Source organism: Nostoc sp. T09 (assembly GCF_002154695.1).
Lineage (GTDB): Bacteria > Cyanobacteriota > Cyanobacteriia > Cyanobacteriales > Nostocaceae > Aulosira.
Window position 1 is genome coordinate 1 of record NZ_MTAV01000190.1, and the last position, 25,172, is coordinate 25,172.

The following is a 25,172-nucleotide window of genomic DNA, read 5'->3' on the forward strand; positions in this document are numbered from 1 at the left end:
GCCAACGCCGACGCCAACGCCGACGCCAACGCCGACACCAACGCCGACGCCAACGCCGACGCCAACGCCGACACCAACGCCGACGCCAACGCCGACACCAAATATTCCACCTTGTAATTTCCAGTGTCAGCAAAATACACCGACTAACCCTAACCTGAATATTCCGAAGAATAATGTTACTATTCTTGATACAAACCCCACACCAGAAGATAAATTAACAGCTAGAGTTGCAGGCTATTTAGGTGTATCTAATCCGCGGCTCAAATCACCGGATGAAGCTAAGGAAATTGCTGTTCAGATAGAGAAAGCTACAGGTGTAAAACCTGCATTTATCTACATTAGTTTTGTACCTATAGAAATTCCACCAGATGGACTTTTAGGAGGAATTTTAGGCGGGATTAAATCTATTAAACAGTTGAATACCACAGCCGAGAAAGACACTGAACAACTGGAATTAATAGTAATAACTGGAAAGGGCAACCCTATACGCCAGCGTATTTCAGATGCCACAAAAAGCAATGTTTTGAAAGTAGCTCAGGAATTCCGCGACCAAGTTGTGAATCCACAAAATCGTCGCCGCAACACTTATTTATCTTCATCACAGCAACTTTATCGTTGGATAATTGCACCAATAGAAACAGATTTACAGGCGCGAGGAATCAACAATCTAATTTTTCTTCCAGACATTGGCTTACGTTCAACCCCAATGGCAGCTCTTCATGATGGTCAAAGGTTTTTGGTTGAAAAATATAGTATTGGCTTAATGCCAAGTCTCAGCTTAACTAATACTCTTTATACAGATATTAAAAAATCCCAAGTTTTAGCATTGGGAGTTTCCCAGAGTACCCAAGGGCAAGAACCTTTGCCAGCAGTCCCAGTTGAGTTATCAACAGTAGTGTCAAAACTCTGGCAGGGCAAATTACTGTTGGATAAACAAGCAACTTTAGATAATCTCAAGGCTATCCGTCGTCAACAACCATTTGGCATTATCCACATGGCAACCCATGCCGATTTTAATGCAGGCGCTTTGAGTAACTCCTATATCCAGTTGTGGGAAGACAAGTTACGTTTGAACCAGATACGACAATTACGTTTGAATGAACCCCAAGTTGAGATGATGGTGCTGAGTGCTTGTCGTACTGCCTTGGGGAATGAGGAAGCAGAGATTGGGTTTGCTGGTTTAGCTGTTCTGGCTGGTGTGAAAACTAGCGTTGCTAGCCTTTGGACAGTCAACGATGTGGGTACAGCAGCGTTGATGACAAAATTTTACGAAAGTTTGAGGACTGCACCGATTCGAGCAGAAGCTTTAAGACAAGCTCAAGTAGCTATGGCAGAAGGAAAGGTTTATATCAAGAACGGTCAACTCCAAGGTTTGGAACCAATTAGAGGTTTGCCTTTGCCTACCGAAAGCAGCGATCGCCCCGATCAATCTTTATCCCATCCTTATTATTGGGCAGGATTCACAATGGTTGGTAATCCTTGGTAAATTGAATCAAAAATTGCTGCCTAGCTCCCCGACTTTTTTAAAAAAGTCGGGGAGCTAAATCCAGAAAATATTGCGCGATCGCACCTTAAATTACTCCCGAAGTTGCAGAACTTACTCCCACAGTTGTTGTAGCAAAGCTGTAAGTCCTGTCGTTATATCTACAGTGAAGAAGTGATTCTACAACATATATCAGTAAACTAATACCATTTTGAAAAAAGAATGCAACAGATGAGTAGGGGCACGGCGTCAGTAAGATAATTTGATATACCAAAAAATTGTGGGTGCCGTGCCCCTACAAAGAATTTATCTGTCGCAAACATTATTTGAATTGGTATAATTTCCTAGATTGGGAAATGTTTCATTTATAGAATTGGTGAAATACTGAATTTGTTTTTCGATAGCAGACATAGGCTTTTTAGTAAGCCTAACTTCAATTTTGAAATTTTGAGTTACTAATTTAACAAGATGAAAAACCACCTTACTCATAGCTACTTTGAGTAAGGTGGAAAATTCAGAACCTATAAAAGAATTGAATCACGCATTGAACCGAAACATCTTGCTATCAAAACTTAGAATTCAAAGCTAAATATGTAGCTTGTTTGACTCCTGAGTTTTAAATTCTGATGTGTAACTTGTCGCTTCTTCAAACAAGAAATCAGCAAATGCATCTGCCAACTTCATATCAGAAAGTCCTTCGACAAATAAAAACTGACCTTGGGGATTGACTTCTAACCAAATAGGTTCGCCGTCGGTATCCAATTTCAAATCAAAGATGCCCATCCGTAGACCCAGTATAGTCATGAATTTACGTAGACCAGCCTCAGTTTCCTTTGGCAGTTGATAGGGTTCTACAACTACCTCATCGAGATGAACACGCCAATCCAGGCGATCGCAACTGATTAAAGCTGCGTAAAAGCGATCGCCAAATGCATTGACTCGCAGATGACGAGTACCAGAAATCATTTCCTGATAAATCGCTGGCGATAATCGTAATGTCCGGTCGCTGGATAACAAAGCATCGTTGACCTGGTGGGTGGTTAATGGGGCTTTAGTTGTACCCGCGACTGTTTTAACGATCGCTTGGTTATTCAAAGCCCTACAGAAATCGCGGATAATCCCAGGGTCTTGACTCACCAAAGTTTTGGGGACGCGTAAGCCCGCTTGCAGTGCTGCTCGTAATTGCGACAGTTTGTTTTCTGCTTTGCGGCTAGCATCAGGATGATTAATCCACACGCCCCGAAATTCGTTGAGCATAATGCCAGTAAAACTCGCCATACAATCATTCAAAATGACATCTATGGCTGCCTCATCCACTACATCAGGTGGTAGTTGAGTTTGGTGAGATTTTTTCCATGAATTCCCACTAGGTCGCCGCCACCAAATGACATCTAGCTCCTGCACATTTAATTCTTGTCCGCCTAAAGCGGGGAGAATTAAAAAAGAACTGTTACAGCCTGTCTCAGCAGGCTTTGTAAATTAGCCTCAGGCTTGCAGCTTCAGGGAGTTCAAGGGACAGGCAAATTGAATGAAGATTTTTCTTACTTGTGTGTACACTGTAGACCGCTTTGGTGAACAGGGGAAGCAGGGGGAGAAGAAATATGTGAAACTGAAGCATCAGGCATATTTACGCCGCTATCAACTTAAGTCTAGATTTGCATCAATCTTTCTTTAAGAATGCTATCTATGTCTTGACTCATTCACTTTCCCTAGATGCGGCCTCATTAATTTGATTGTTTTGCAATTCCCGCATAAGTGAATCGAACTCGCTAGTGTTTGCGCCTCTAATAAATAGGGACTGGATTTTATTTGCGATCGCACCTATATCTTTGGTCAACCATTTACTGAGATTTTTGACAAAGTTTTTGAGCTTTTCAAACATAGCAAGTTCTGCCGTGGAATATTTATTTTTATATGGATATACCACTTTGCCTTTTTCGGTTTCATAGTACTCTTCTTCAGGCATCAGCATTGATTTAAGTGGGTCTACCTGTCTTGCCATGTCTGCTTCTGCTTTTTTATGGCTGAGAAATAAAACATCGTAAATTTTGTTATTCCACACAGCCCAATAATGATTTTGGAAGAACCAGCGCTTCCCATCATCGCAATTAGGTTCTTTACCGCGTCCTTCGTATTTTGTCTTGCCAGCTTCACTCAAAAATGGTTTCGCTGTACTCTCAATATTGATATTCTCAATAAAAAAATATTCCTCAGCTACTTTTTTAAAAGCCCGTGCTAAAGTTTGGCAATCTCCTTCCTTAGTACCTTTTAAAAGGTTTTCATGGCTTTTACTTACCATTGTGTATTTAAAGCCTATCTTTTCAAAATTATTGAAAAGTATTTCTAATATTTTCTCTTGAGGTAATGTCTCGTCTATACCTTTTACAAGTTCATTAGCTACTTGGTAATCTTGTAAAAATTTCTGTTTTTTATCTGCTAAAGAGTTTTGCGATGCCTGCGGCAAGTCCTGCGGTTTACGTACTTCTTCAGAAGTGGCTTGTGAGTTCTCTCTGGCTGGTAATACTTGGTCTTGTAAACTAGCTGTATTCATCTGGTTGACTACAGTAGCGGCTACCTTGTCGGCTTCCTGCTCATATTCGTCTCCTGGTTGACTAATAGTAAGCTTAGGTTGTATCAAATCGACTGTTCCCTGAGGACGATTTGTGGCTATTTTGCCAAAGTCATGACCAAAACCAGACTCCTGTTCAACTCTGTTTTGTAAGAAACCATTCATCTTAGCCTGCAATACAGTGAGTCGTTCTTGTCCTTCAGAGGTAAGGCTACCGTACTTTGCCTGAATTTCTAGTTTAGTTGCCTCTATCTTGTGCTGTTGAAATTCTTGGTTCTCAATTTCTACTTGGGTAAGAGGTGTATTAGAGCGAAGTTTAGCTTTGTCAGTAGACTGGTGCGATGCTAACTGACTTGACTCTAACTTAGAAGTTGATGAGTCAGCTTTTTTGTGGATTTGCAGTCGTTCTTTCATCGCCAATCTCACAACTTCAAACTGGAGGTTAAATTAATTATGTCATTGCCTATTGTCTAACTCTTTTAGACTTCAGTCGAATTTCTAGTTTTAGCACTCGGCTGTTTATGAGTAAGAACTCAGCACCCTGGAGTCAGAAGTCAGAATTTAGAAGGAATTCAGTAGATTTAGTTAATTGATTTCTTAAATATTGAATTCTTAATTTTTGTTATGCAAATTTACCGCTATCTTCGGTAGGATTTGATTGCAGGCTCCCTTCAGTAGGCTGACAGTTCATCCTATGGCGAAAGTAATTCAATTGTCTCTGCCAAATTCAATCAAAGTTCACAAGCGGAATTTCAAATTTTTACGTGTTCCTTTCTACTTTCTCATGGCTTTGCTGTGCAGCCTCAGTTCACCGATTATGGCAGCGGTTCCTGCAATTAACGCTGCTTCCCACCCGATAATTAACCAAATTACTGCCCCTACCTCCCAACTCCAGCAAGGCAAAGTGCTTTACGATACAGGTAGGTTTGCTGAAGCTGTGCAAGTTTTGCAGCAAGCAGTCAAGGCATACCAAAATCAAGGTGATACTCTCAGCTTAGCGGCAACTTTGAGTAATCTTTCTCTCGCTTACCAGCAACTCGGTAAATGGACAGAAGCCAAGCAGGTAATTATAGAAAGCTTGAATTTGCTTAAAGGTCAACAAAATAGCGAAAGTCTCTTAGTATTCGCCCAATCGCTGGATATTCAAGGACGCCTGCAAATGGCCACAGGACAGCCTGAGGCAGCTTTAGCAACTTGGCAGCAAACAGAAAAGATTTATACTCAACTAAAAAATCAAAGCGGTTTGGTAAAATCGCTCATCAACCAGGCGCAGGCATGGCGAAGTAAAGGATCTTATCGTCGTGCAGTAGAAATACTGTCGCAAGTCAATCAAAAGCTACAATTGCAGCCAGACTCGATAGCAAAGGTAGTCGGATTGCGATCGCTCGGAGATACTCTGTTGGTAATGGGCAATTGGGAAAAGTCTCGCGCTATCTTAGAGCAAAGTCGAGAAATTGCAGAACATTTGCAATCAAATGCAGATATAGGAGCAAGTTTTTTCAGTCTGGGGAACAACGACCGGGCACAGCAGCAAAAAGCAAGTGCGATCGCCAATTATCAAAAAGCTGTGCAAGTTTCTCCCTCACCTTTAATAAAAGCCCAAGCACAGCTAAATCTCCTCAGCCTACTGATCGAAGATGGGCAATTGACAGCGGCTAAAACTCTATTACCATCAATTCAATCCCAGCTTGCACAACTCCCCCTCAGTCGTGCTACTATCTACGCTCAAATTAACTTTGCTCAAAGCCTCAACAAAGTTCTCAGTGCTGAGTCCGGAGTACTGAGTACAAATTCTCACTCAACGCCCAGTATTCAATACTCATCAATGAGTTCTCAAGGCTCAATACTCAGTATTCAATACTCATCAATGAGTTCTCAAGACGTAGCGCAAATACTCGCCAAAGCTATTGAACAATCCCGCAGTTTGGGCGACCAACAAACAGAAGCTTATGTACTCTTGAGTTTAGGTAACTTGTATGAGGAGACACACCAGTGGTCAGAGGCGCAAAAGCTGACCCAGCAGGCGTTAGTTTTGGCTCAAACGAGCAATGCACCAGAAATAGCCTATCGCGTGGATTGGCAGTTGGGCAGATTACTCTGGGCGCAAAAAGATCTTAAAGGAGCGATCGCAGCCTATGATGCGGCGGTAGATACTCTTCAATCACTCCGGCGTGACTTGGTAGCAATCAACCAGGATGTACAATTCAGCTTCCGCGACAGCGTAGAACCAGTCTATCGACAGTCAGTAGAGTTATTGCTGCAATCCCAAGTAGGAAAACCAAATGAAAAAACATTAGATAAAGCACGCCAGCGAATAGAGGCTTTACAATTGGCAGAATTAGATAACTTTTTTCGAGAAGCTTGTCTTTTAGGTCAAAGTGTGGCTTTAGATAAAGTCGTAGACCAAGATAATCCGACCGCTGCCATTCTCTATCCTATTATTCTCCCCGACCAGATCCAGGTAATTGTCAAAATTCCTCAACAACCCTTACAGCATTACAGCACCACAATTTCTCAAGCAGAAGTCAACAAAATATTAATAGAACTACGAAAAAATCTTGTCAATCCTGCGGCTACCAACGCCGTAAAAACTCAATCACAACAAGTTTATAACTGGCTGATCAAGCCTATTGAGTCAGAATTGCAAGCAAAGCAGGTAAATACCTTAGTGTTTGTACTAGATGGAGCTTTACGCAATTTACCAATGGCATCTCTTTATGATGGCAAGCAATATTTAATAGAGAAATATGCGATCGCTCTCAGTGTCGGACTCCAACTCCTAGACCCTAAACCCTTAGTCAAACAGCAAATCAGAGCGCTAACTGCTGGACTAACTCAGCCCCCACCAAATTTCCCCAATTTTTCACCGCTACCTGCAATTAAATCGGAAGTCGATTTAATTACCAAAGCCGGAATCTCTACAATCAGTCTCTGGGATCAGCAATTCACTTCATCGGCACTAGAAAAAGAAGTTAGTACCGTTACCTTTAACGTGGTGCATCTCGCAACTCACGGTCAGTTTAGTTCCCGAGCTGAGAACACCTTTATCTTGGCTGCTGATGGCCCAATTAATGTTACGCAATTCGACAGTCTGCTCCGCAGTCGGGATGAAAGCAAACCGCAAGCAGTAGAACTATTATTTTTAAGTGCTTGTCAAACAGCTGCTGGAGATAATCGAGCCGCCCTTGGCCTGGCTGGAGCCGCAGTCAGAGCCGGAGCACGCAGTACCTTGGCATCTCTATGGCAGATTGATGATGAATCAACAGCTTTGTTTGTCGGTGCTTTCTATAAAGAACTTAAAGAAGGTAAAGTTACCAAAGCCGAAGCTCTCCGCCACGCCCAAATCAAATTGCTGCAACATCCCAACTACAATACACCTAGCTTTTGGTCTGCCTATGTTTTAATTGGCAATTGGCTTTAGGAAATTGGGCATGGGGCATTAGACTTCTTGCAGAAGTCGGTAAAAGGGAAAGGGGAAAAGGGGAAAGGAACTCAAAACCCTTTCCCTTTCCCCCCTCTTGCAAAAATATATTTTTGCAAAAGGTCTATTGATTACTCATGATTCTGCTTGTCTTATGTACTCCAATACAGTTCAATTAACGTTTTGCAAGCGAATTATGAATCAATTATGAAATCTTATTTTTGCTCCCCAAAACTTAATAATTCAACAATTTATGGCATAAATTTTGAGAATGCGGCCGATATGTGTATAGCAGCATCGCTCACTGGGAACTAAACCTATGACTAACACCACCTATCAGCAAGACAATTTCGCTGTACCTTTGCCGATCGCTCAAGCAGCACGCACAACAGCCCAAACGTTTGCCAACCAGCAGCCTACTCCAGAAAAAGCAGAGCAAGTTAGGCTAAACACTATAGCTGTGTGGGTGGTGAATGAATACTTACAAATGATGGACATTGCTACCAACCTTACAGCTAGTGATAGTTGGAACCCTGTGATGCGCCTATTTGCGGATGTAGCGGACTTGGAGATGCCCACAGTGGGGCGTTTGGAGTGTCGCCCTGTAGGTACTTTTGAACATACCTGCTCTGTACCCCCAGAAACTTGGGAAGAACGAGTCGGTTACGTAGTTGTGCAAATTGACGAATCGCTCCAAGAAGCGAAGTTACTGGGTTTTGTGCCCAGTATTGCTACGGAAGAATTACCTTTGAGTCAGTTGCAACCTCCAGAAGCATTCATCGAACACTTAGGACAACTCAGGCAATCTCCAGCCAGTGCCCTAGTGAATTTGAGCCAATGGTTTGCTGGTATATTTGAATCAGGCTGGCAAACTATTGAAGCCTTGTGGAACTCCCAGGAACCGGGATTAGCTTATGCTTTTCGCAGCCCTGAGATTTTTGAACAACAAACGTCCAACCAGCCAGACGCAGTCACAAGACGGGCAAAACTGCTTGATTTGGGAATCCAAATCGCTGACCAGCCCCTAATGTTGATTGTAGAAATTAGCCCCCAAGCTGACCAAAAAACCAGCATTCGCCTCCAGTTGCACTCAACAGGTAATCAAATTTATTTGCCACAAGGAGCGCAACTGACAGTTTTAGATGATTCGGGAGCAGTATTTCTAGAAGCTCAAGCTCGAAGTGCAGACAACTACATTCAGTTGCAGTTGAGAGGTGATACTGGAGAGACATTTAGCGTTAGGGTGGCATTGAATGATATCAGTATTACAGAACAGTTTGTGATTTAAGGGTGCAGCTACTCCTCATTTGATCAGTAATTGGTGCTGATAAGTGTTATATTTTATACTTTTAAGACAAGAAAGATTCAAAAAGCAAAATTCAAGGCTGACTATTTTGAATTTTGGAGCCACTGCGTTGCGCGGGTTCCCAAGGCACTCCGTTGGGCGGCTCCGCCGACTTGAAGGAAGTGCCGCCGCGTTGTAGCAAGTGGCGTGATTTTGAATTTTAAATTGGAGCGTAGCGACTGTCATGAGTAAGTTAGTAATTCTAAAATTTGCAGATGGTAGTTTTGAGCAAGGGTTTGGTGTGAGCCTGCAAATTGGTGAAGAATGCGATCGCCCCGCCACAGAAATTACGGGAAAGCTGCCTCCATGTCCGGAAATCCCCCTTTACTACAGTCACTGGCAATCTAGTTATCGACGTTTAGGTAATGGTTACCGCTTAGATGCAGAGAAGGTACAGATAACTAATGTGTCAATGACACAAGACTGCCTCAACACATCCCATATTTTACGAGCACGCTTTAATACCTGGCTGCGATCGGAGGAATTTCGTCCGCTGCGAGAAAAATGGCTGGAAAGACTAATGCCTTCAGACGAAGTGCGGGTAATTTTGCAGGCAGAAAACAGTCAATTGCAGCGATTACCTTGGCATCTTTGGGACTTACTCGAACGCTACCCTAAGGCAGAAATTGCCTTGTCATCACCAAGCTATGAGCGCGTTCACAAGCCACGTACCCCCAACCCAGCGGTAAAAATTTTGGCAATTGTGGGTAATAGTCAGGGAATTGATACCAACGCTGACCGAGATCTGCTGCAACGTTGTAAAAATGCCGATGTCTGTTTTTTGGTAGAACCAGAACGTAAGGAATTAACTGACCATTTGTGGGAAAAAAACTGGGATATTCTCTTCTTCGCCGGACACAGTTCCAGCCAGGGAAAAGATGGCAGTGGGCGAATCTATTTGAATAAAACCGATAGCTTGACGATTGGGGAGTTAAAGTATGCCTTGAAAAAAGCTATTGAACGCGGCTTACAGTTAGCAATTTTCAACTCCTGTGATGGATTGGGGCTGGCACAAGAACTCGCTGATTTGCAAATACCCCAAATGATCATTATGCGAGAACCTGTCCCCGATCAGGTAGCTCAAGAGTTTTTAAAGTACTTTCTCGCTAGCTTTGCAGGTGGTGAATCTTTATACCAGTCGGTGCGACAAGCGCGGGAACGCTTGCAAGGACTAGAGGATCGATTTCCATGTGCGACTTGGTTACCTGTGATTTGCCAAAATCCAGCACAGCCGCCATCTACTTGGGAGGGACTAACACGTACCATAAAACATATCACCCCAAGTTCACCTCTGTTTAACAAACGCGGCTTTCCAGTAGCTTTATTCTCCAGTCTAGTGATGACTGTCTTAGTTTGCGGTGTCAGGTTTTTGGGGCTGCTGCAAAGTGTAGAACTTCAAGCCTTTGACCAGATGATGCGATCGCGTCCGGTTGAGGGGCCAGATCCCCGGTTGCTGTTGGTAACAATTGACGATGCAGACTTGGCAGTGCAACGCCACAATCGCGAGGAGTTAAAAGGAACTTCGCTTTCAGATAAATCTCTCAAGCAACTGCTGCTCAAACTGCAACAGTATCAACCCCGTGCAATTGGTTTAGATATCTATCGTGATTTTCCTGCCGAAGAAAAAGATTTAATCCCCTTGCTTCAGCATACTGATAATTTAATAGGGGTTTGTAAAGGAAGTGATACCACAGAAAAAACTAAAGGCATTGCATCACCCCCAGAAATACCGAAAGAACGCTTAGGATTCAGCGATTTTATTCACGATCCCGATGGAATTGTGCGCCGCCATCTGTTGTTCATGAGTCAAGAAGCGGCATCATTATGTAGTACGCCTTATGCCCTCAGCGCCCAACTAGCATTCCGCTATCTCTTACCCTTAGGCATTCAGCCAAAGTTTACTGCCCAAAGAAATTTGCAACTAGGCACTACTGTTGTGCCACGGCTTTCGTCTCATGCTAGTGGGTATCAAAGCATTGATGCCAATGGCGGTCAACTTTTACTCAATTACCGCTCTACCAAAAAGATTGCTGAACAGGTGACGCTCACACAATTATTATCTGGCCCCATCAACCCCAACGCCATCAAAGACCGGATTGTGTTGATTGGTGTCGCTGCAAAAGGCGATTTCCCAGACTACTGGGCTACACCCTACGGAAATCAATTAGACGCCCAAATGCCAGGAGTAATAGTACAAGCGCATCTAGTCAGCCAAATCCTCAGTGCTGTTTTAGATGGGCGTCCATTATTAGGGGTTTGGTCACTTTGGCTAGAATTGCTCTGGATTTGGAGTTGGGCTGGTCTTGGGGGCGTGCTGGCTTGGCGATTATCTTCTGTTTCTGGATTGATATTGGCAATTAGTCTTACCTCTGGCGTTTTGTATTTATTTTGCTTTGGTCTGTTAATTTGGGGTTTTTGGGTGCCTTTTGTACCGTCAGCTTTGTCATTCATAGGGACAATTGGTGGAATCTCAGTTCAAAATTCAAAATTTAAAATTCAAAATTCCAGATTAATCCGGGAAAATATTTAAGGCGGGGCCAATATTGTGGCTAGATTTCATCTGCTGATTCCCTATAAATTTTATGAATTCACTTTTAAAACCTATAAAACTGCCTTTAGCACTAGCTGTTGCTTGCACTAGTATGCTGGCTAGCCAGACATCAATCTTGGCAGATCCAACAACCACTAGACAGCCTAGTAATACAGCGAGTTTAGACACAACTATCCACTTCAATCCGCCGCAACCGCCACCAGAACCGCCTCCTGGAGGTCGGGTTTTGGGAGGAGCCAAGCGAGGTACTTGTCCGCAGTTCAAACCTCAACTGACTGCCTTAGTACCGTTTACTCAAAAATCACCCACAGATGTAGATGTTTGGGGATTGACGACAGCGGCGCACCCAACTTTCTGGTTTTATATACCACTACCAAAAAATGCGACGTACCCAGCTGAGTTTGTGCTGCAAGATGAAGCATCAAACCCCATTTATCAAACGGCGATCGCCCTCCCAGATCAACCTGGAGTCATGGGTATTTCTCTGCCTAAAACCGTTGCGCCAATGGTGCTGAACAAACGATATCGCTGGTTTTTCAGCATCTACTGCGACCAGGAAAAACAATGGCCCCCGGTTTATGTTGAAGGAGTTATCCAGCGAGTAAACTTGAGTCAGGCGATCGCCCAGCAGTTAGAAACAGCCAAACCTCAACAGCAATCTGCCATCTATGCTCAAAATGGCATCTGGTACGAAACTTTAACAACACTAGCAAAACTACGTTTGAAGAATCCTAACGATAGCAAGCTTCAGGCAGAATGGCGCAATTTAATCACCAGCATCGGTTTAAGTGACGTGGCAACACAACCCATTGTCTCACAGTAGCTTTAGCTAATTCGGGCATTCATCTCACGCTCAACTTTACCTGAGCCGTGGAATGAATGCTCAGACAAAAATCAACTAAATGATTTAGAGCAGCAATGAAAGCAATCAAAGTCATGGCAACCATTGATGAGCAAGGACAACTGACTTTAGATCACGCCTTAATGATCGATAAAAAGAGTCGTGTTGAAGTAATTGTCCTCATACCAGAAGCATCAGAAATCAATGAATATGATAAATCTGATGAAAATACTAACAATAAACTCTTGTAAAAATCTGAATAAGTTTAAAATAAACCACAGATAAATAGAGATAAACACCGATATTTATCTCTATTTATCTGTGGTTTGATATCAAAAATATAGACTTATGTAAACGGTCTAATGTTCTCACTTTTAACCAGAAAATTGTGTTCCTAAAATCAGCGAGCCGACTGGTTGTACTATTTCCCCAATCTAGAATACTGAGGACGACAAGGACTACCTAAGCAAACTTGCTCTGATGGCATGGAACTAAAAACGCTACTACGAGCGCCAATCACAGCATTAGCCCCGATTTCCACTCCTGCCCCAACAAAACAATCCGCCGCCACCCAGACCCCATTACCGATGGTGATACTCGCTGTTTTCAACCCAAAAGCCGGGTCACGCAGATCATGGCTACCAGTACAGAGATAAGATTTATGGGAAATTACGCAGTGTTGACCGATGTGAATCTCATCCAAACTATATAAAACTACGTCATCACCAATCCAGCTATAGTCACCAATAGTAATTTTCCAAGGGTAGGTAAAGCGAGCAGTAGGTCGAATCAATACACCTTTGCCAATTTGCGCGCCAAACAGCCGTAATAATGTACAACGGACGTTATTTAACGGTTGGGGTGTCAAGGGAAAAGCGATCGCCTGCACAAACCACCACAGCAAAATATACCAACTAGGACGCCCCCGATCAAACCACGATTGGTCATAGTTGCGTAAGTCTACAAAAGATTCGTCATTTGTCATTTGTCATTTGTAAGAGGGAACAGGGAACAGGGAACAGGGAATAATTTTGAATTGTTTTTCTCCCTCATCCCTACTAAATCTAAGTTGCAGTTTGCCCGATTTCATGCGGTAAAGATGATGGTAAAGACTTAGATTTTTCAGTATTTAGCGTACCGCCACAATCACGTAATTCGTAAAGTTTCGCCCCAATTTGATATTCATATTGGCTCAACAGGCGTCCATAAATATATCCAGCTTTGCCATCTAAAAAACCGCGCTGAATAATGTAGAACAGAATAAACCGTAACAAGGGTTTAAATGGCAGACGTACCCATACTTTTTTTAAAAAGCGCTTGCGTTGTACGGCATCACCAAATAGATTTGCACCAATAGTTCCACCATCATCTTGATTGGTGAGCAGATTGTAATAAACACGAGCTTCCCAATTGGAATAGCGGTTATGTCTTTCTAACCAATGATAAAGGTCGCGGAAATCTTCATGGAGCATATCGTTTTTGAGATAACCGACTTTACCTTGCAAGATAACGTGTTCGTGAACTTCATTATCGCCAGTATTGGGAATATCTTCAGTATGGAGATTTTCGTAGCGACCTTGTTTATGCTTAAATAAACGCAGATTCCAATCAGGATATTTACCACCGTGGCGAATCCATTTGCCTAAGAAAAATACACGACGATTGAGATAATAGCCAGAATATTCATCATTTTCAATTACTTGAGCAATTTCTGCCCATAATTCCGGAGTGATCCGTTCATCGCAATCAACAATTAGTACCCATTCATTACGAAAAGGTAGATTGTCTAAAGACCAATTTTTCTTTTTTGGCCAGCTACCATTGAATTTGAATTGAACAATATTTGCACCGAAACTTTCAGCAATGACGACGCTATTATCAGTACTTTGAGAATCAACTACAAAAACTTCATCAGCCATCTCAAGGCTAGTCAGGCAAGCGGGTAAATTTGCTTCTTCGTTTTTTGCTGGAATTAGTACAGAAACGGGTATTTTAGATGACATATAAGATTTTATATATTATTTTTTATCTGATGTAGATAAGAGTCCTTGAATAGCCGCATTTAAATAACCAATCTGACCATAAGCATAAACAAGTTTGTCAAAGCGTTCTGCTGGGTCAGAAAAATATTGCAATGATTTATACAAGCCCCGCACAAATCTTTCGCTACCTCGTTGCAACTGGCTGATACCAGCTTTACCAGCGAGTTGTTCGCGATAACATTCACTGATACCTTGCCACCAGCCTCGGTTTAAAAACCAGGAACGTTTCAGCCGTTCTGGGGCAACATTGTGAGCCACTAGCGCTTCGGGAAGATAAGCGACTTGCCATCCCTTTTGCAGGGCACATTCTGTCATTTGTAGTTCTTCATTGGATAATAAGTTTTTGCCGACTCGACCGAGATGGGGATCAAAACCACCAATCTCTGCCAAAAATGAACGGCGTATAGAGTAATTCAAGCCTCTGGGGGTTAAACCTGGCTGCTCAATATAAATTTTGCGCTCACCCAAATCATATGCACCCAAATTGGCGGCTAATCCAGGGGATAGCCACCGTGGTTGTTGAACGCCTTGGGGCCATAAAAGAGTGACCTTACCACCAGCGATCGCTAACTTAGAGTTATTTTTGTAAGCATCATCAAATACTTGCAACCAGCAGTTGCTAGCGACTGCATCATCATCTAGATAGGCAAGAATGTCACCACTAGCTACTTTTGCACCAGTATTGCGAGCTACAGATAAACCAATGATGGGTTCAAAGACATACTTCAGGCGCGGATCGTTGGCTCTTTGTTCGACAACTTCACAAGTGCGATCGCTCGACCCGTTGTCTACTACCACGACTTCAAAGTTAGCCGCAAAATCCTGTGCCAAAAGACTATCAATCGCTGCACCTAAATAGGTATCTCGATTGTGAGTACAGATAATGGCAGAGATTTGGGTATGGGGCATAGGCATTGATTGTGGGTTTTGTGAGTTGTCAGTTGTCAGTTGTCAGAATTGACCAATGACTACTGACTAATGACAACATCTAAATAGTTACCTAATGCCTGCTAATCTATCCCAAAAATTACAGACCCACCAACCGCGTTTTTTCGGAAATAATCTTGAGAACTTCAAGCTTGTTGAATGTGACTATGTAAAATCACCAGAGTTTCCGCTAGTTGGCTGAGTCGGGTTTCTAGATACTGCTTGCGTCCTAAAAGTTGACGTAACTTTTGGTAACGCGCGATCGCCATACTCACAGCCGGAACCTGATCTGGGGGACATGGACGTGTCCAAACTTTACCTGAAGCATCCAAACCGCAAAGACGGTAGCCAGTACCTGCGGAGTCATAGGATACTTTTGCACCCGCGGCACAAATTTCTTCTACATAGTCCATAAGGCGATCAACTTCTGCATGGCGTAATGTGGCTTTTCCACCCTGATCTGTTTCCTTAGGATTGGATTCTAACCAGCCATTGACAATCGGCCCTTCTAAATAAATATCTTGAATTTGCTTGAGGATTTTTTGTAGTTCTTTCTCCCACCCAGCAACATGGTCTTGAATCTCTTTTAATAGATTCATTGCCAATCCTGGATTGGCCCCGTGGCGATGGTTACTAAAGGTAGGCGTTTTGAATTTAGGTAGGCTAGGTGTTTTGCCACCAATTTCTTGTGTTGAAAAAGCCTGCACACCGTTATGGTGGGTAAATAGATTTTCGGCGTTAGAAAAGTTACCCTGAGAATCTGCACTTAGGTCGATTGTCTCTCCCGGTGTATTTAGCTCTTCCGGTGGTGGAGTAGTATCACCATTTGTAGATTCAGTTGTCCCAACGCTGATTCTAAAGGAGAAAGGCCGCTTTGGCGGATCACCTGCATCAGTATTGTCTGCGGTACCTTTAGCCCCTAAATCGTGTAGAGTTGCCTCAATGCGTTTCCAGCCTGCTTTCATAAAAATATCCTGAAATTTGCTGTCCCCAGTAGTGTTAAATAATTCAGAATGGGGTTGTTGGGATTTTTGGCTTTTGCCAATTTTGCATCAATGATGCTGGTGCTAATTTTATCTCTTAAAAGATATTTAAAACCAACAATTTCATCCCTCAAGGTAAAAATTTGGTTCAGACATTGTAACCCAATTCAATTAAAGATCGTAAGGAAAGGGCTTTGGGTAAAGTTATTTTAGTCACAGGACCAGCCAGATCTGGTAAAAGTGAATGGGCAGAAACTCTCGCTATGCAATCAGGGAAAGCTGTTGTTTACGTGGCAACAGCTGCTGAAGATCCAGCTGATGAAGAGTGGCAAAAACGCATTCAACAACACCAAAAACGCCGTCCTCTGGAGTGGTCAACTCTCTGTGTATCTGTGGAACTGACTGCTACTCTAGCCGAGGTCAAGCCAAACACCTGCCTTTTAGTTGATTCTTTGGGAACTTGGGTAGCTAATCTTCTAGAGCAAGACGAGATTAGCTGGGAAAAAACCATAGCAGAATTCTTAGAAACTGTACAGTTAGTTGCGGCTGATATGTTATTTGTAGCCGAAGAAGTTGGTTGGGGTGTAGTGCCAGCTTATGCTACGGGTCGCAAGTTCCGCGATCGCCTGGGTTCTTTGGTACGCCAGTTAGGAGCGATCTGCGACACTGTTTATTTAGTTACCGGGGGTCATGCCTTAAACCTCAGCACTCTCGGTTCACCATTACCACCTTCAAGGGGATGAGCGTGCAGGGGAGGACAAGGAGGACAAGAGGGAGAAGAACTAATGACAAATGACCAATGACTAATAACTAATGATAGATGAGTAGATCTTCTTAATGGTTTATTCAATATTTAATGACCCAAAATCCTAAGCTTAAATCTAGAATTAATATTATGGCAACCGAACAAGACGTTAAAAGATATTTAGCCTACTGGTTTCAGTTAGGCAGACAGGTAATTGCAGGCAATGGTAGGGCATATTTGTTGCCACAGCCAGTGCTAAAAGGCGATCGCTATAGTGAAGAATTTGAAGACTGTTGGCAGCAAATTCGCTCGCAGGTGGGTGATTGTCATCTAGAAGGAACCGATGAAACAATTGCCGAACTCCTATCACCAGCATGGGAAATGCTCCCTTGTGGTCGTTGTGATATGCCAGTACCTATGCGAAATCTCGGTATGCCAGCCTTATCTTGTCCCTGCAATACTTTACCTAACTGGCCTAATACAGAACTCCCCTCACCACGCAGCCCAGTTAGTAGTGAAGAGCAATTGAAGTTAATTCGCGATCGCCTTTGGAAAAAGCTACCTTCATCAAACCGCTAACTTGTGAAGTCGTTAAATTATTAACAAACCATCAGAGGATTTTAATTGCTGTTCTCCATCGGGTCTATGGGGACGGCATAAGTAAGTTGACTGCTGAACGAAAAGCATTATAGAGATTGTACTTTGGCTGCTGATGATTGGCGATCGCTAAATACGTAGCTAAAGATTAAAGCAGTCAACTTAAGATGAAATCGGCAGTTCCTAACCGCACGCCAGTGGTCTTATTGACGACATCCTACAAGGAAAACTGCTGTAAGCTTTACCATAAAAATTCATTTCACACTACCGCAATACCCCTACAATAAAAACGTCAAAAACCGTATTTATAATTGTTAGTAATTCTAAATGTCCTGACCGCTCATTTTTGACGCTTAGGAGAAAAGTTAGAACTGAATATTGGGTTTTTGCTCAGTTAAAAAACACGGTTTTTAACCATTACCATAAAGAGCCATTTCACACCAGCGCAATACTCCTGCAACAAAAGCGTCAAAAACGATATCTATATTATTAGTAAATCTAAATATCCTTCCAGACAGCAAATGCAAAACCAACCACGCGACGGAGAACACTTATCAAACGGCAATTCCTTTAACATTTCTGGCACCAAACGCCATCATCTCGCACCTTGGAAAAAGGCAGCTGCCTCTCTATCGCTGGTGCTGCTGGGATCTGGGATGACATTAGCAGGTGGCTATTTAGCGGGACAGCCTCAGAAGCTATCTCAGAGTGCGTCGAATTTGGCAGTTAGTCCAGTAAATGCTGCCCCTCCATTACCAGCAGCTACAGACCCTAACTTTATTACAGAAGTTGTGCAAAGGGTAGGACCTGCTGTAGTGCGGATTAATTCTTCCCGCACAGTAAAAGCTCAGTTACCAGAGGGATTTAACGACGATCCATTTTTGCGCCGTTTCTTTGGTTCTCAACTACCACAAGGAAACCAAGTACAACGGGGTACAGGTTCTGGCTTTATTATCGGTAACGATGGTCGGATTTTGACCAACGCCCACGTAGTTGATGGTGCTGATACAGTGACAGTCATCCTCAAAGATGGGCGCAGCTTTAAAGGTAAGGTGCTGGGGAAAGACGAATTAACAGATGTTGCTGTGGTGAAGATTCAGGCAAATAATTTACCAACAGTGACTCTAGGTAATTCAGACCAACTGCAACCAGGACAATGGGCGATCGCGATCGGTAACCCTCTTGGCTTAGATAATACTGTAACTACCGGAATTATCAGTGCTACCGGACGGACTAGCAATCAAATTGGTGCTCCTGATAAGCGAGTGGAATTTATTCAAACTGACGCAGCCATTAACCCCGGTAATTCTGGTGGGCCTCTACTTAACGCCCGTGGTGAAGTAATTGGCATGAATACAGCTATTATCCAGGGTGCGCAAGGTTTGGGATTTTCTATCCCGATTAACACAGCACAACGTATTTCTAATCAACTAGTAGCTACAGGTAAAGCGCAACATCCATATTTAGGTATTCAAATGGTGGCTTTGACACCTGAGTTAAAGCAAAACATCAATTCAGATCCTAATAGTGGTTTGAGTGTTGAGGAAGATAAAGGTGTTCTAGTTGTAAAAGTAGTGCCAAATTCCCCAGCAGCTAAAGCCGGAATCCGTGCTGGTGATGTTATCCAAAAACTCAACGGTCAAACAGTTACAGACGCTAGCAGTATTCAAAAAGCTGTAGATGATAGCCAAATTGGTGGCGATGTGCGCTTAGAGTTGCGTCGTAATGGACAAAATGTCAACTTAGCTGTACAACCTGGTGCTTTCCCAAATCAAGTGCAATAGACCTATATTTTTGAGATCGAGCCACAGATAAACACAGATAAACACAGATATTTATCTGTGTTTATTTTTGCTACAGTGCTAAATTGCTAATCAACCACTAACACAGCCGAACCCGTAATTTTCCCACTCCGAAGGGCATCTAAAGCTTCATTCGCCTGAGATAGGGTAAAGGTATTTATCTCTGTGCGGATGGGAACTTTGGGTGCTAAGGCGAGAAACTCTTCTCCGTCTTTGCGAGTGAGATTGGCAACAGACCGTAATACCCTTTCTTCCCAAAGAATTTCATAAGGAAAAGCCGGAATATCACTCATGTGAATGCCAGCACACACGACTGTACCGCCTTTAGCAACCGCACGCAAAGCAGCCGGAACTAATTTTCCTGTAGGAGCAAAAATAATCGCCGCATCTAAAGGTTCTGGTGGTAATTCCTCTGAGCTACCTGCCCAATTTGCACCCAACTGACGGGCAAATTCTTGACCTTCAATATCACCAGCACGGGTAAAAGCAAATACTTGACGCTTTTGATAACGAGCTAATTGAATCAAAATATGGGCAGCTGAACCAAAGCCATAAAAACCTATTTTTTCAACATCACCAGTCATTCTATAGGCGCGGTAACCAATTAATCCACCACATAATAGAGGTGCAGCTTGCAAGTCAGGAATGCTGGGGTCTAGGGGAAAACAAAAGCGATGGTCAGCTACAGTGTACTCTGCATAACCACCATCAAGATTGTAACCAGTGAATTCGGCATAATCACAAAGATTTTCACGACCAGAAACACAGTAGCGACAGCGATCGCAAGTATGACCTAACCAAGGAACACCAACCCGTTGACCAATTGTAAATTGCTGAACGCGATCGCCAATCGCTTCTATAGTACCGACAATTTGGTGTCCGGGTACTAAAGGTAGCTTTGGATGAGTCAATTCTCCATCAACTATATGCAGATCTGTGCGACACACAGCACAAGCATGAATGCGAATCAACACTTGCTCTGGATTGGGTTGAGGTACAGGCAAGTCAGTTAATCGCAGGGGTTGATGCGGTGCCTCTAATAGCATTGCACGCATAATTAATTCAGCATTATTTCAGTAAGAGCGTGGCAAATTTCTAGCTAGTACATATTTGAGAAATATTACCCGATCATAAATATCAAAACATAGATTAGGCAACGTTAGATTTAGTCCTAACGGCAAACTTTTAGCTGCCATTAGTTTTAACGACAGTGTGAAACTTTAAATCTGAATTTTCACTTAACTATTTTATTAAAGCGCATCTGTCTATGGTTGCAAGATTACCTTATTACCCATCCTCAACAGGAAGAAATATGAGAGTTATACAAGAAATTAGAATAAGTAATTTCTCTACAACGTTTTTCACTGCAAATTATTTTTGTTCTGGGTGTAGCATTAGCGATCGCATTTCTCCTGAGGAGCACCTGATAACTAATGGAGAAAATGCGATCGTTATGGCGTACAGAGTTGAATCAAACCTTTTGAATCCCCTCTATTAAACCGCTGTAGCTTCTGTTAAGTATTGTATTTCTGTTTGCGTTGTCGGAGACTGCTCAAAAGTAGATGCGATCGCATGAGACTTGATAGAAATATTGTCCACTGGTGGATTTTGGGTACAACAACCGTCTGTCCACAGTTCGCCTGATTTATGCTGACATACTTTTTTTATTTGCTGGCCCATAAAGAGTAGCAATTTTTTCCAAATGCTGTAGTGTGCCTGTTGATCATAGTATTAAATGGTAAAATCCGGCAACAAGCGGTAACGAGTGGTAATACTTCTATAAATGCCTAGGGGAATCTACGCTTCTGGCTTGAAAAAAGGTGTAGGGAATATTCCTTTTTCATACTTGGTTGTGGATGCAATGCGCTTGTAGTGTTCGGCTTAAAAATACTACTTCGACGAATATCGATGTATACACCCTAACGACGGCAATTGCTATCCTGCGGGAAGGCGCTACATGTCTATATTTGTTTAGCCCTATACTTCTACTTTAAGAGGCTATTTGCTGAAAGTATATGCACCCTACTTCCTCTATCTAAGAGTTAAGAGTTCTGATGGAATGCGTTGACTTGGCAGTAACATGTGGTCAATTATTTGATTTCGTAACTCCTTAGTAGAGTAACTATCACTTTTTATACATTTGAGTAGCAAAATATTCATATAAAAATAATCTTTTAAAGTCTGGATTTCCTGTTGCGTAAACTTAACGTCATTCCAGCCAATATTTAAATATAGTCTCATTGCCGATCGCAATCTATTTGCCCAGTCTAGCCAATCTGATTCCGGAGCTTGTTCATCAGGTAGACTTTCTTTTAAGAAAACAAGAAAATCTGCTAAATCCTCATTGGTGTTGTTTTCGTTTTCAACAGAATCATTTCCATGATGATAGCTATGCCCATTGTGAGCACCAATTTGCATAAGAGGATAATCTTCGTGTTGCGGGATATTTTTATCTTCTTTGGTAATACTGATGACGTGACTATCCTTATCAAAACTTACTGTGCTGCGTAGTTGAGGCATTGTAACGGGATCATCACTAGCAGGAAGTTCTTTTTTTAGCAGTGGACTCAGTTTTTGAGACACAAATCCCTTTTCACGAGTTTTTGTAGAGACTAACTTAGCATGAAAGTCAACTAAATTGAAGGCAAAATCAGATAGTAATGACCGAGGATAAATTCGTTTTCTTTCTTTATTTACTTGCCTCAAGCTGACGGCAAGTTCCTGCGCCAGGTTATAATCAACCTTTGTCTGTAAATTGCTGTAGAGTTCAAATACCTGATCGACCAACAGATAAAACGCTCTCCATGAACTAGATTTAACAGCATGTAAACTAGTTACATCGTCCAGCCAAGTCAACATATCTTGCAAGGCTTTGTTTTCTACAACCAGCGTATTGATTTGGCGAAACATTAGTTTGAGAAATTCATCGGTATTTGCGAGCCGTCCAGCAATCATGAGAAACACTTCTCGCCATTGATGATTTGTTAAGTGCTGCTTAATAACTTCGTTTAAAGTTTCAGTGTTGCGTTTCTCCACTATGTAATGAGCAACGAAATATTCTTGAAATGTAAGATGAGAAAATGAGTATAAATCTTTGGCTTGCTTAATCAGTAGTCCATGATTTGCCTCAATTGCTCTCAAAATATCTTGGCTATCATTAACCAGAGTTTCTGGAGCTATTTCTAGAATATTTTCAATGTAATTTTCAATTATTTTTTCTAGCTCTCTTTGCTGCCAAAAATACTTTTGTGGTTTTTGATTAAAAGCTTCATAAGCTATCTGACTCAGCAAGTTAACTTTTCGCTGATATGCTAGGTTAAAGTTGTTAAATGAATTCCGCTCTATTCGCCTACTAGCATCCCATTTTCGTAAAAGTATATTTACAGCATCCTCTGTCAGTAAATATCGATTTCTAGGAAAGTCATAGTTATCCTCAAATACCAAACACAACATAGTCAGTAGCAACGGACTTGTGGTTAGTTCTTTAAGAGAACTATTTCTTTCAATTTCAGCTACAAATTTCTCTCCTAACTGTGGTTCTTGAGATAATTCAAACCATCTTTTGACAAAAAGCAAAACTTGATTTTCGTTAAAATCTGCTATTTCTACCTCAGTAAAGTATTCAAATGTATAATCTGAAGCTCCAGAACGGCAGGTTAATACAAAAATATTTTTGGAGTATTGTTCTACCAATGCATTAATATTCCGATAAATTCTGCTGCTTTCTGTTTCTGCAACTTCATCTAATCCGTCTAACAAAATTAGGAAACGACCTAGCTCTAGTAAATCTTGGACAATTTGAGATGGTTCAGAAACGAATTTAATAAATTCTCGTTGGATTAAATCAAAAAGATTTGGTTTATCTTCTGCGTCGGCAAATTCTTTTAATGAAATAAAAATTGGAATAGGTTGCTTTTCTAAATTAGCAGAATACATTGCCAGGTGTTTAAGAAATGTAGTCTTACCAGCTCCCGGACTCCCCCATATAAGAAGCTTTTGGTAATGATTTACTGCATCAAAAGCCGCCATATTTTTGGTACTTACCCGATAATTAAGGCGACTAAAGCTGATATTCTCACTTGATAAATTAGTTAGTATTTCTTGAATCGTTTTCTGCTTTTTAGCTTTAACACTTTCTAGAACATTTACATTTGTATAAATACTCTCTAGTTGCACAGGCTGAGTCATAGTAAGCACTTTCATTGTGCCGCACTTTGTCCTGATATATTCTTGGTAACGCTCAATCCACTCTGTGTTGACATCGGAATCTGGCTGTTCTAAATTTTCTAAAGCTGTTTGTTGCCTTAAAGCTTCTTGATAACTTTCGCAACCTAGTAATACACCGCATAAGAAGTTAAGATTTTTTTCTTGCACCTTCATTGGTTCAGTCTTATTAAAGAAGTTGCGAACGGTTTTGTCTGAAATTACATCTTTGCTACTGTTTGTTTTATCTTGATAAATATGATTAAGCTCGGCAATTAGTAACTTAGGTGAACCACCAAATTTTTCTGCGTACGCTTGCTTTAATTTTTCCCATACTTGTTGCTCGACTACGATTGCTGTCATTTCTATGTTCTCTACTTATTTCAATCTTTGAGTATTCTAGAGATTAGAGCTTATTTATGAAGCAAATGATAGGTAAATAGTCGTTTTAACATTGAATAATTGATGCCTAATAACTATATTGTTATTAATTATCAAAAGCTCATTGTCATCTTTACTCATGCTGAAAATATGGTTGGTACGCTCTCTGACAAAATTCAAAAAAAAGTAAAGTAAGATTTGCAATTATTTTGGAGATCCGGAGCAGCTTAAGGTAGAGGATTAGTTGATTTGTAAAAGTCAAGAGCGTTTGATAAGCTCTCCTTAAGTTTCGATGTTGCTAATTTTGTAGGCTTTATAGGGTCATTATTTAGATGTATTTTAACGTATAAATACTCATACTAATATCTAGCCATCATCTCAAGCTTTAGTTTTATTTTTACTTTACAAAGAAGTACTTGGTAGTGCTTGAGTATGCTCAAAACTAGTTATTAACATTCTCATATCATGTATGTGCGCATCATCGCTGACGATATCCACTAAAAGGCGCAAATATGACCTATAGCAAAACCAACAACGTTGCAGCGATAATCTCCTTGGCGAGTGCGTCTCTGTGTTGATAATAATTTATAGGATTTTCAGCACCATGAATTACCAAAGCCAGAATATTAATCTGCCTAAGCCTTGATTTGGCGATCAAAAACACAGGCACCTTTTGGCATGGCAACGGCGAAGTGTTGATTTGGTAGGGACTATTTTGATTTTCTTACTGACTTGGGGGGCGTTCGGTGTGCGCCAAAGTATTTCTCACTGCGATAGCGCAGCCATACCCGCAAAACTTGCGGAATCTGCTCTTTTTGTGCTTTTGAGAGTGTGTTGTAAAGGGCTAACGCGCGATCGCGCTCACCCCGACAAGCAGCGTTGTTATGAGCATCCCAATAGCTGCGGGCTACCCGAATTCGCCGACAAACTTCCTTAATCAGGGCTTCTCCAGTGAGTGGAGCGTCTTGCTTTGCCATACTCAGATGCTATAGAGTTCTAATGCTATCGTAGCGAGCCACACTCATCCTCACAATCGCAACCGAAATTGAGCCAAACCTGCCGGACTAGTTCAACATCTCGAACTACCTTTGGTAATTCCTGATCTCATAACTCAGGCTGTTGTGTCCAATCCATTTCCCCATGCGCTGCTTTGATCGCTGGGACTGATTTGCCAACCTATTTCACACTTCTGGCTAATAATCATTCAAACTGCATCTTTGCGTCTCTCAGTCTCCGCGTACCCGCGTCTTTCTGATGCTACGAATTATGCAACTTAAAGGCA

The 25,172-nt window shown here is 41.9% G+C and carries 19 protein-coding genes; 9 read left to right on the top strand and 10 right to left on the bottom strand.

Features of this window, described 5'->3' with window-relative positions:
• Positions 1-1,486: CHAT domain-containing protein (locus BV372_RS29980; RefSeq protein ID WP_143845386.1), on the top strand; the 1,486-nt coding region annotated here is incomplete at its 5' end.
• A 582-nt stretch (positions 1,487-2,068) separates the two neighbouring features.
• Here BV372_RS29980 and BV372_RS29990 read toward each other — a convergent pair.
• Positions 2,069-2,887, bottom strand: a complete 819-nt coding sequence (locus BV372_RS29990) for a hypothetical protein (RefSeq protein ID WP_086690409.1) — start codon at positions 2,885-2,887, stop codon at positions 2,069-2,071.
• A gap of 292 nt (positions 2,888-3,179) precedes the next feature.
• Positions 3,180-4,466, bottom strand: coding sequence for a hypothetical protein (locus BV372_RS29995; RefSeq protein WP_086690411.1), 1,287 nt, complete (start codon positions 4,464-4,466; stop codon positions 3,180-3,182).
• A gap of 280 nt (positions 4,467-4,746) precedes the next feature.
• On the opposite strand from BV372_RS29995, the gene BV372_RS30000 reads away from it, so the two are divergent.
• From BV372_RS30000 to BV372_RS36780, 5 genes are all read left to right on the top strand, one after another.
• A complete protein-coding gene (locus BV372_RS30000; RefSeq protein WP_086690413.1) occupies positions 4,747-7,473 on the top strand; it encodes a CHAT domain-containing protein in 2,727 nt (908 codons plus the stop codon).
• Positions 7,474-7,792: 319 nt separating this feature from the next.
• The gene (locus BV372_RS30005; protein WP_086690415.1) at positions 7,793-8,761 is read left to right on the top strand and encodes a DUF1822 family protein; all 969 of its coding nucleotides are present in this window, start codon (positions 7,793-7,795) and stop codon (positions 8,759-8,761) included.
• Positions 8,762-9,002: 241 nt separating this feature from the next.
• Entirely contained in the window at positions 9,003-11,348 is a 2,346-nt protein-coding gene (locus tag BV372_RS30010; protein WP_086690417.1) for a CHASE2 domain-containing protein, read from the top strand.
• A 52-nt stretch (positions 11,349-11,400) separates the two neighbouring features.
• Positions 11,401-12,192, top strand: a complete 792-nt coding sequence (locus tag BV372_RS30015) for a DUF928 domain-containing protein (RefSeq protein ID WP_179198282.1) — start codon at positions 11,401-11,403, stop codon at positions 12,190-12,192.
• 95 nt (positions 12,193-12,287) lie between these two features.
• Positions 12,288-12,461, top strand: coding sequence for a hypothetical protein (locus tag BV372_RS36780; RefSeq protein ID WP_179198283.1), 174 nt, complete (start codon positions 12,288-12,290; stop codon positions 12,459-12,461).
• Positions 12,462-12,631: 170 nt separating this feature from the next.
• Here BV372_RS36780 and hpsU read toward each other — a convergent pair whose 3' ends face one another.
• The 4 genes from hpsU to BV372_RS30035 all read right to left on the bottom strand — a co-directional run bounded on the left by hpsU (position 12,632) and on the right by BV372_RS30035 (position 16,144).
• Positions 12,632-13,195 (bottom strand): hormogonium polysaccharide biosynthesis acetyltransferase HpsU, encoded by a 564-nt coding sequence (hpsU, locus tag BV372_RS30020; protein ID WP_086690419.1) that lies wholly within the window; start codon positions 13,193-13,195, stop codon positions 12,632-12,634.
• Between the two features lie 79 nt (positions 13,196-13,274).
• A complete protein-coding gene (locus BV372_RS30025) occupies positions 13,275-14,213 on the bottom strand; it encodes a glycosyltransferase family 2 protein (RefSeq protein ID WP_086690421.1) in 939 nt (312 codons plus the stop codon).
• A gap of 15 nt (positions 14,214-14,228) precedes the next feature.
• Positions 14,229-15,161 carry a glycosyltransferase family 2 protein gene (locus BV372_RS30030; protein ID WP_086690423.1) on the bottom strand — a complete coding sequence of 311 codons (933 nt, stop codon included), beginning with the start codon at positions 15,159-15,161 and terminating at the stop codon, positions 14,229-14,231.
• A gap of 164 nt (positions 15,162-15,325) precedes the next feature.
• Positions 15,326-16,144, bottom strand: coding sequence for a hypothetical protein (locus BV372_RS30035; protein ID WP_086690425.1), 819 nt, complete (start codon positions 16,142-16,144; stop codon positions 15,326-15,328).
• Positions 16,145-16,356: 212 nt separating this feature from the next.
• Between BV372_RS30035 and cobU the strand changes: the two genes are divergently transcribed.
• The 3 genes from cobU to BV372_RS30050 all read left to right on the top strand — a co-directional run bounded on the left by cobU (position 16,357) and on the right by BV372_RS30050 (position 19,288).
• Positions 16,357-16,905 carry a bifunctional adenosylcobinamide kinase/adenosylcobinamide-phosphate guanylyltransferase gene (gene cobU, locus BV372_RS30040; RefSeq protein ID WP_086690427.1) on the top strand — a complete coding sequence of 183 codons (549 nt, stop codon included), beginning with the start codon at positions 16,357-16,359 and terminating at the stop codon, positions 16,903-16,905.
• Between the two features lie 152 nt (positions 16,906-17,057).
• On the top strand, positions 17,058-17,486 hold the full coding sequence (locus tag BV372_RS30045; protein ID WP_086690445.1) for a hypothetical protein: 429 nt from the start codon (positions 17,058-17,060) through the stop codon (positions 17,484-17,486).
• Between the two features lie 539 nt (positions 17,487-18,025).
• Entirely contained in the window at positions 18,026-19,288 is a 1,263-nt protein-coding gene (locus tag BV372_RS30050) for an HhoA/HhoB/HtrA family serine endopeptidase (RefSeq protein WP_086690429.1), read from the top strand.
• Positions 19,289-19,374: 86 nt separating this feature from the next.
• Here BV372_RS30050 and BV372_RS30055 read toward each other — a convergent pair whose 3' ends face one another.
• The 4 genes from BV372_RS30055 to BV372_RS30070 all read right to left on the bottom strand — a co-directional run bounded on the left by BV372_RS30055 (position 19,375) and on the right by BV372_RS30070 (position 24,867).
• A complete protein-coding gene (locus BV372_RS30055) occupies positions 19,375-20,361 on the bottom strand; it encodes a zinc-dependent alcohol dehydrogenase family protein (RefSeq protein WP_086690431.1) in 987 nt (328 codons plus the stop codon).
• A 439-nt stretch (positions 20,362-20,800) separates the two neighbouring features.
• Positions 20,801-20,986 (bottom strand): hypothetical protein, encoded by a 186-nt coding sequence (locus BV372_RS30060; protein WP_086690433.1) that lies wholly within the window; start codon positions 20,984-20,986, stop codon positions 20,801-20,803.
• A 351-nt stretch (positions 20,987-21,337) separates the two neighbouring features.
• Positions 21,338-23,872, bottom strand: coding sequence for an NACHT domain-containing NTPase (locus BV372_RS30065; protein WP_086690436.1), 2,535 nt, complete (start codon positions 23,870-23,872; stop codon positions 21,338-21,340).
• Between the two features lie 728 nt (positions 23,873-24,600).
• Positions 24,601-24,867, bottom strand: coding sequence for a Precorrin-3B methylase (locus BV372_RS30070; protein ID WP_086690438.1), 267 nt, complete (start codon positions 24,865-24,867; stop codon positions 24,601-24,603).
• Positions 24,868-25,172: the final 305 nt, after the last annotated feature.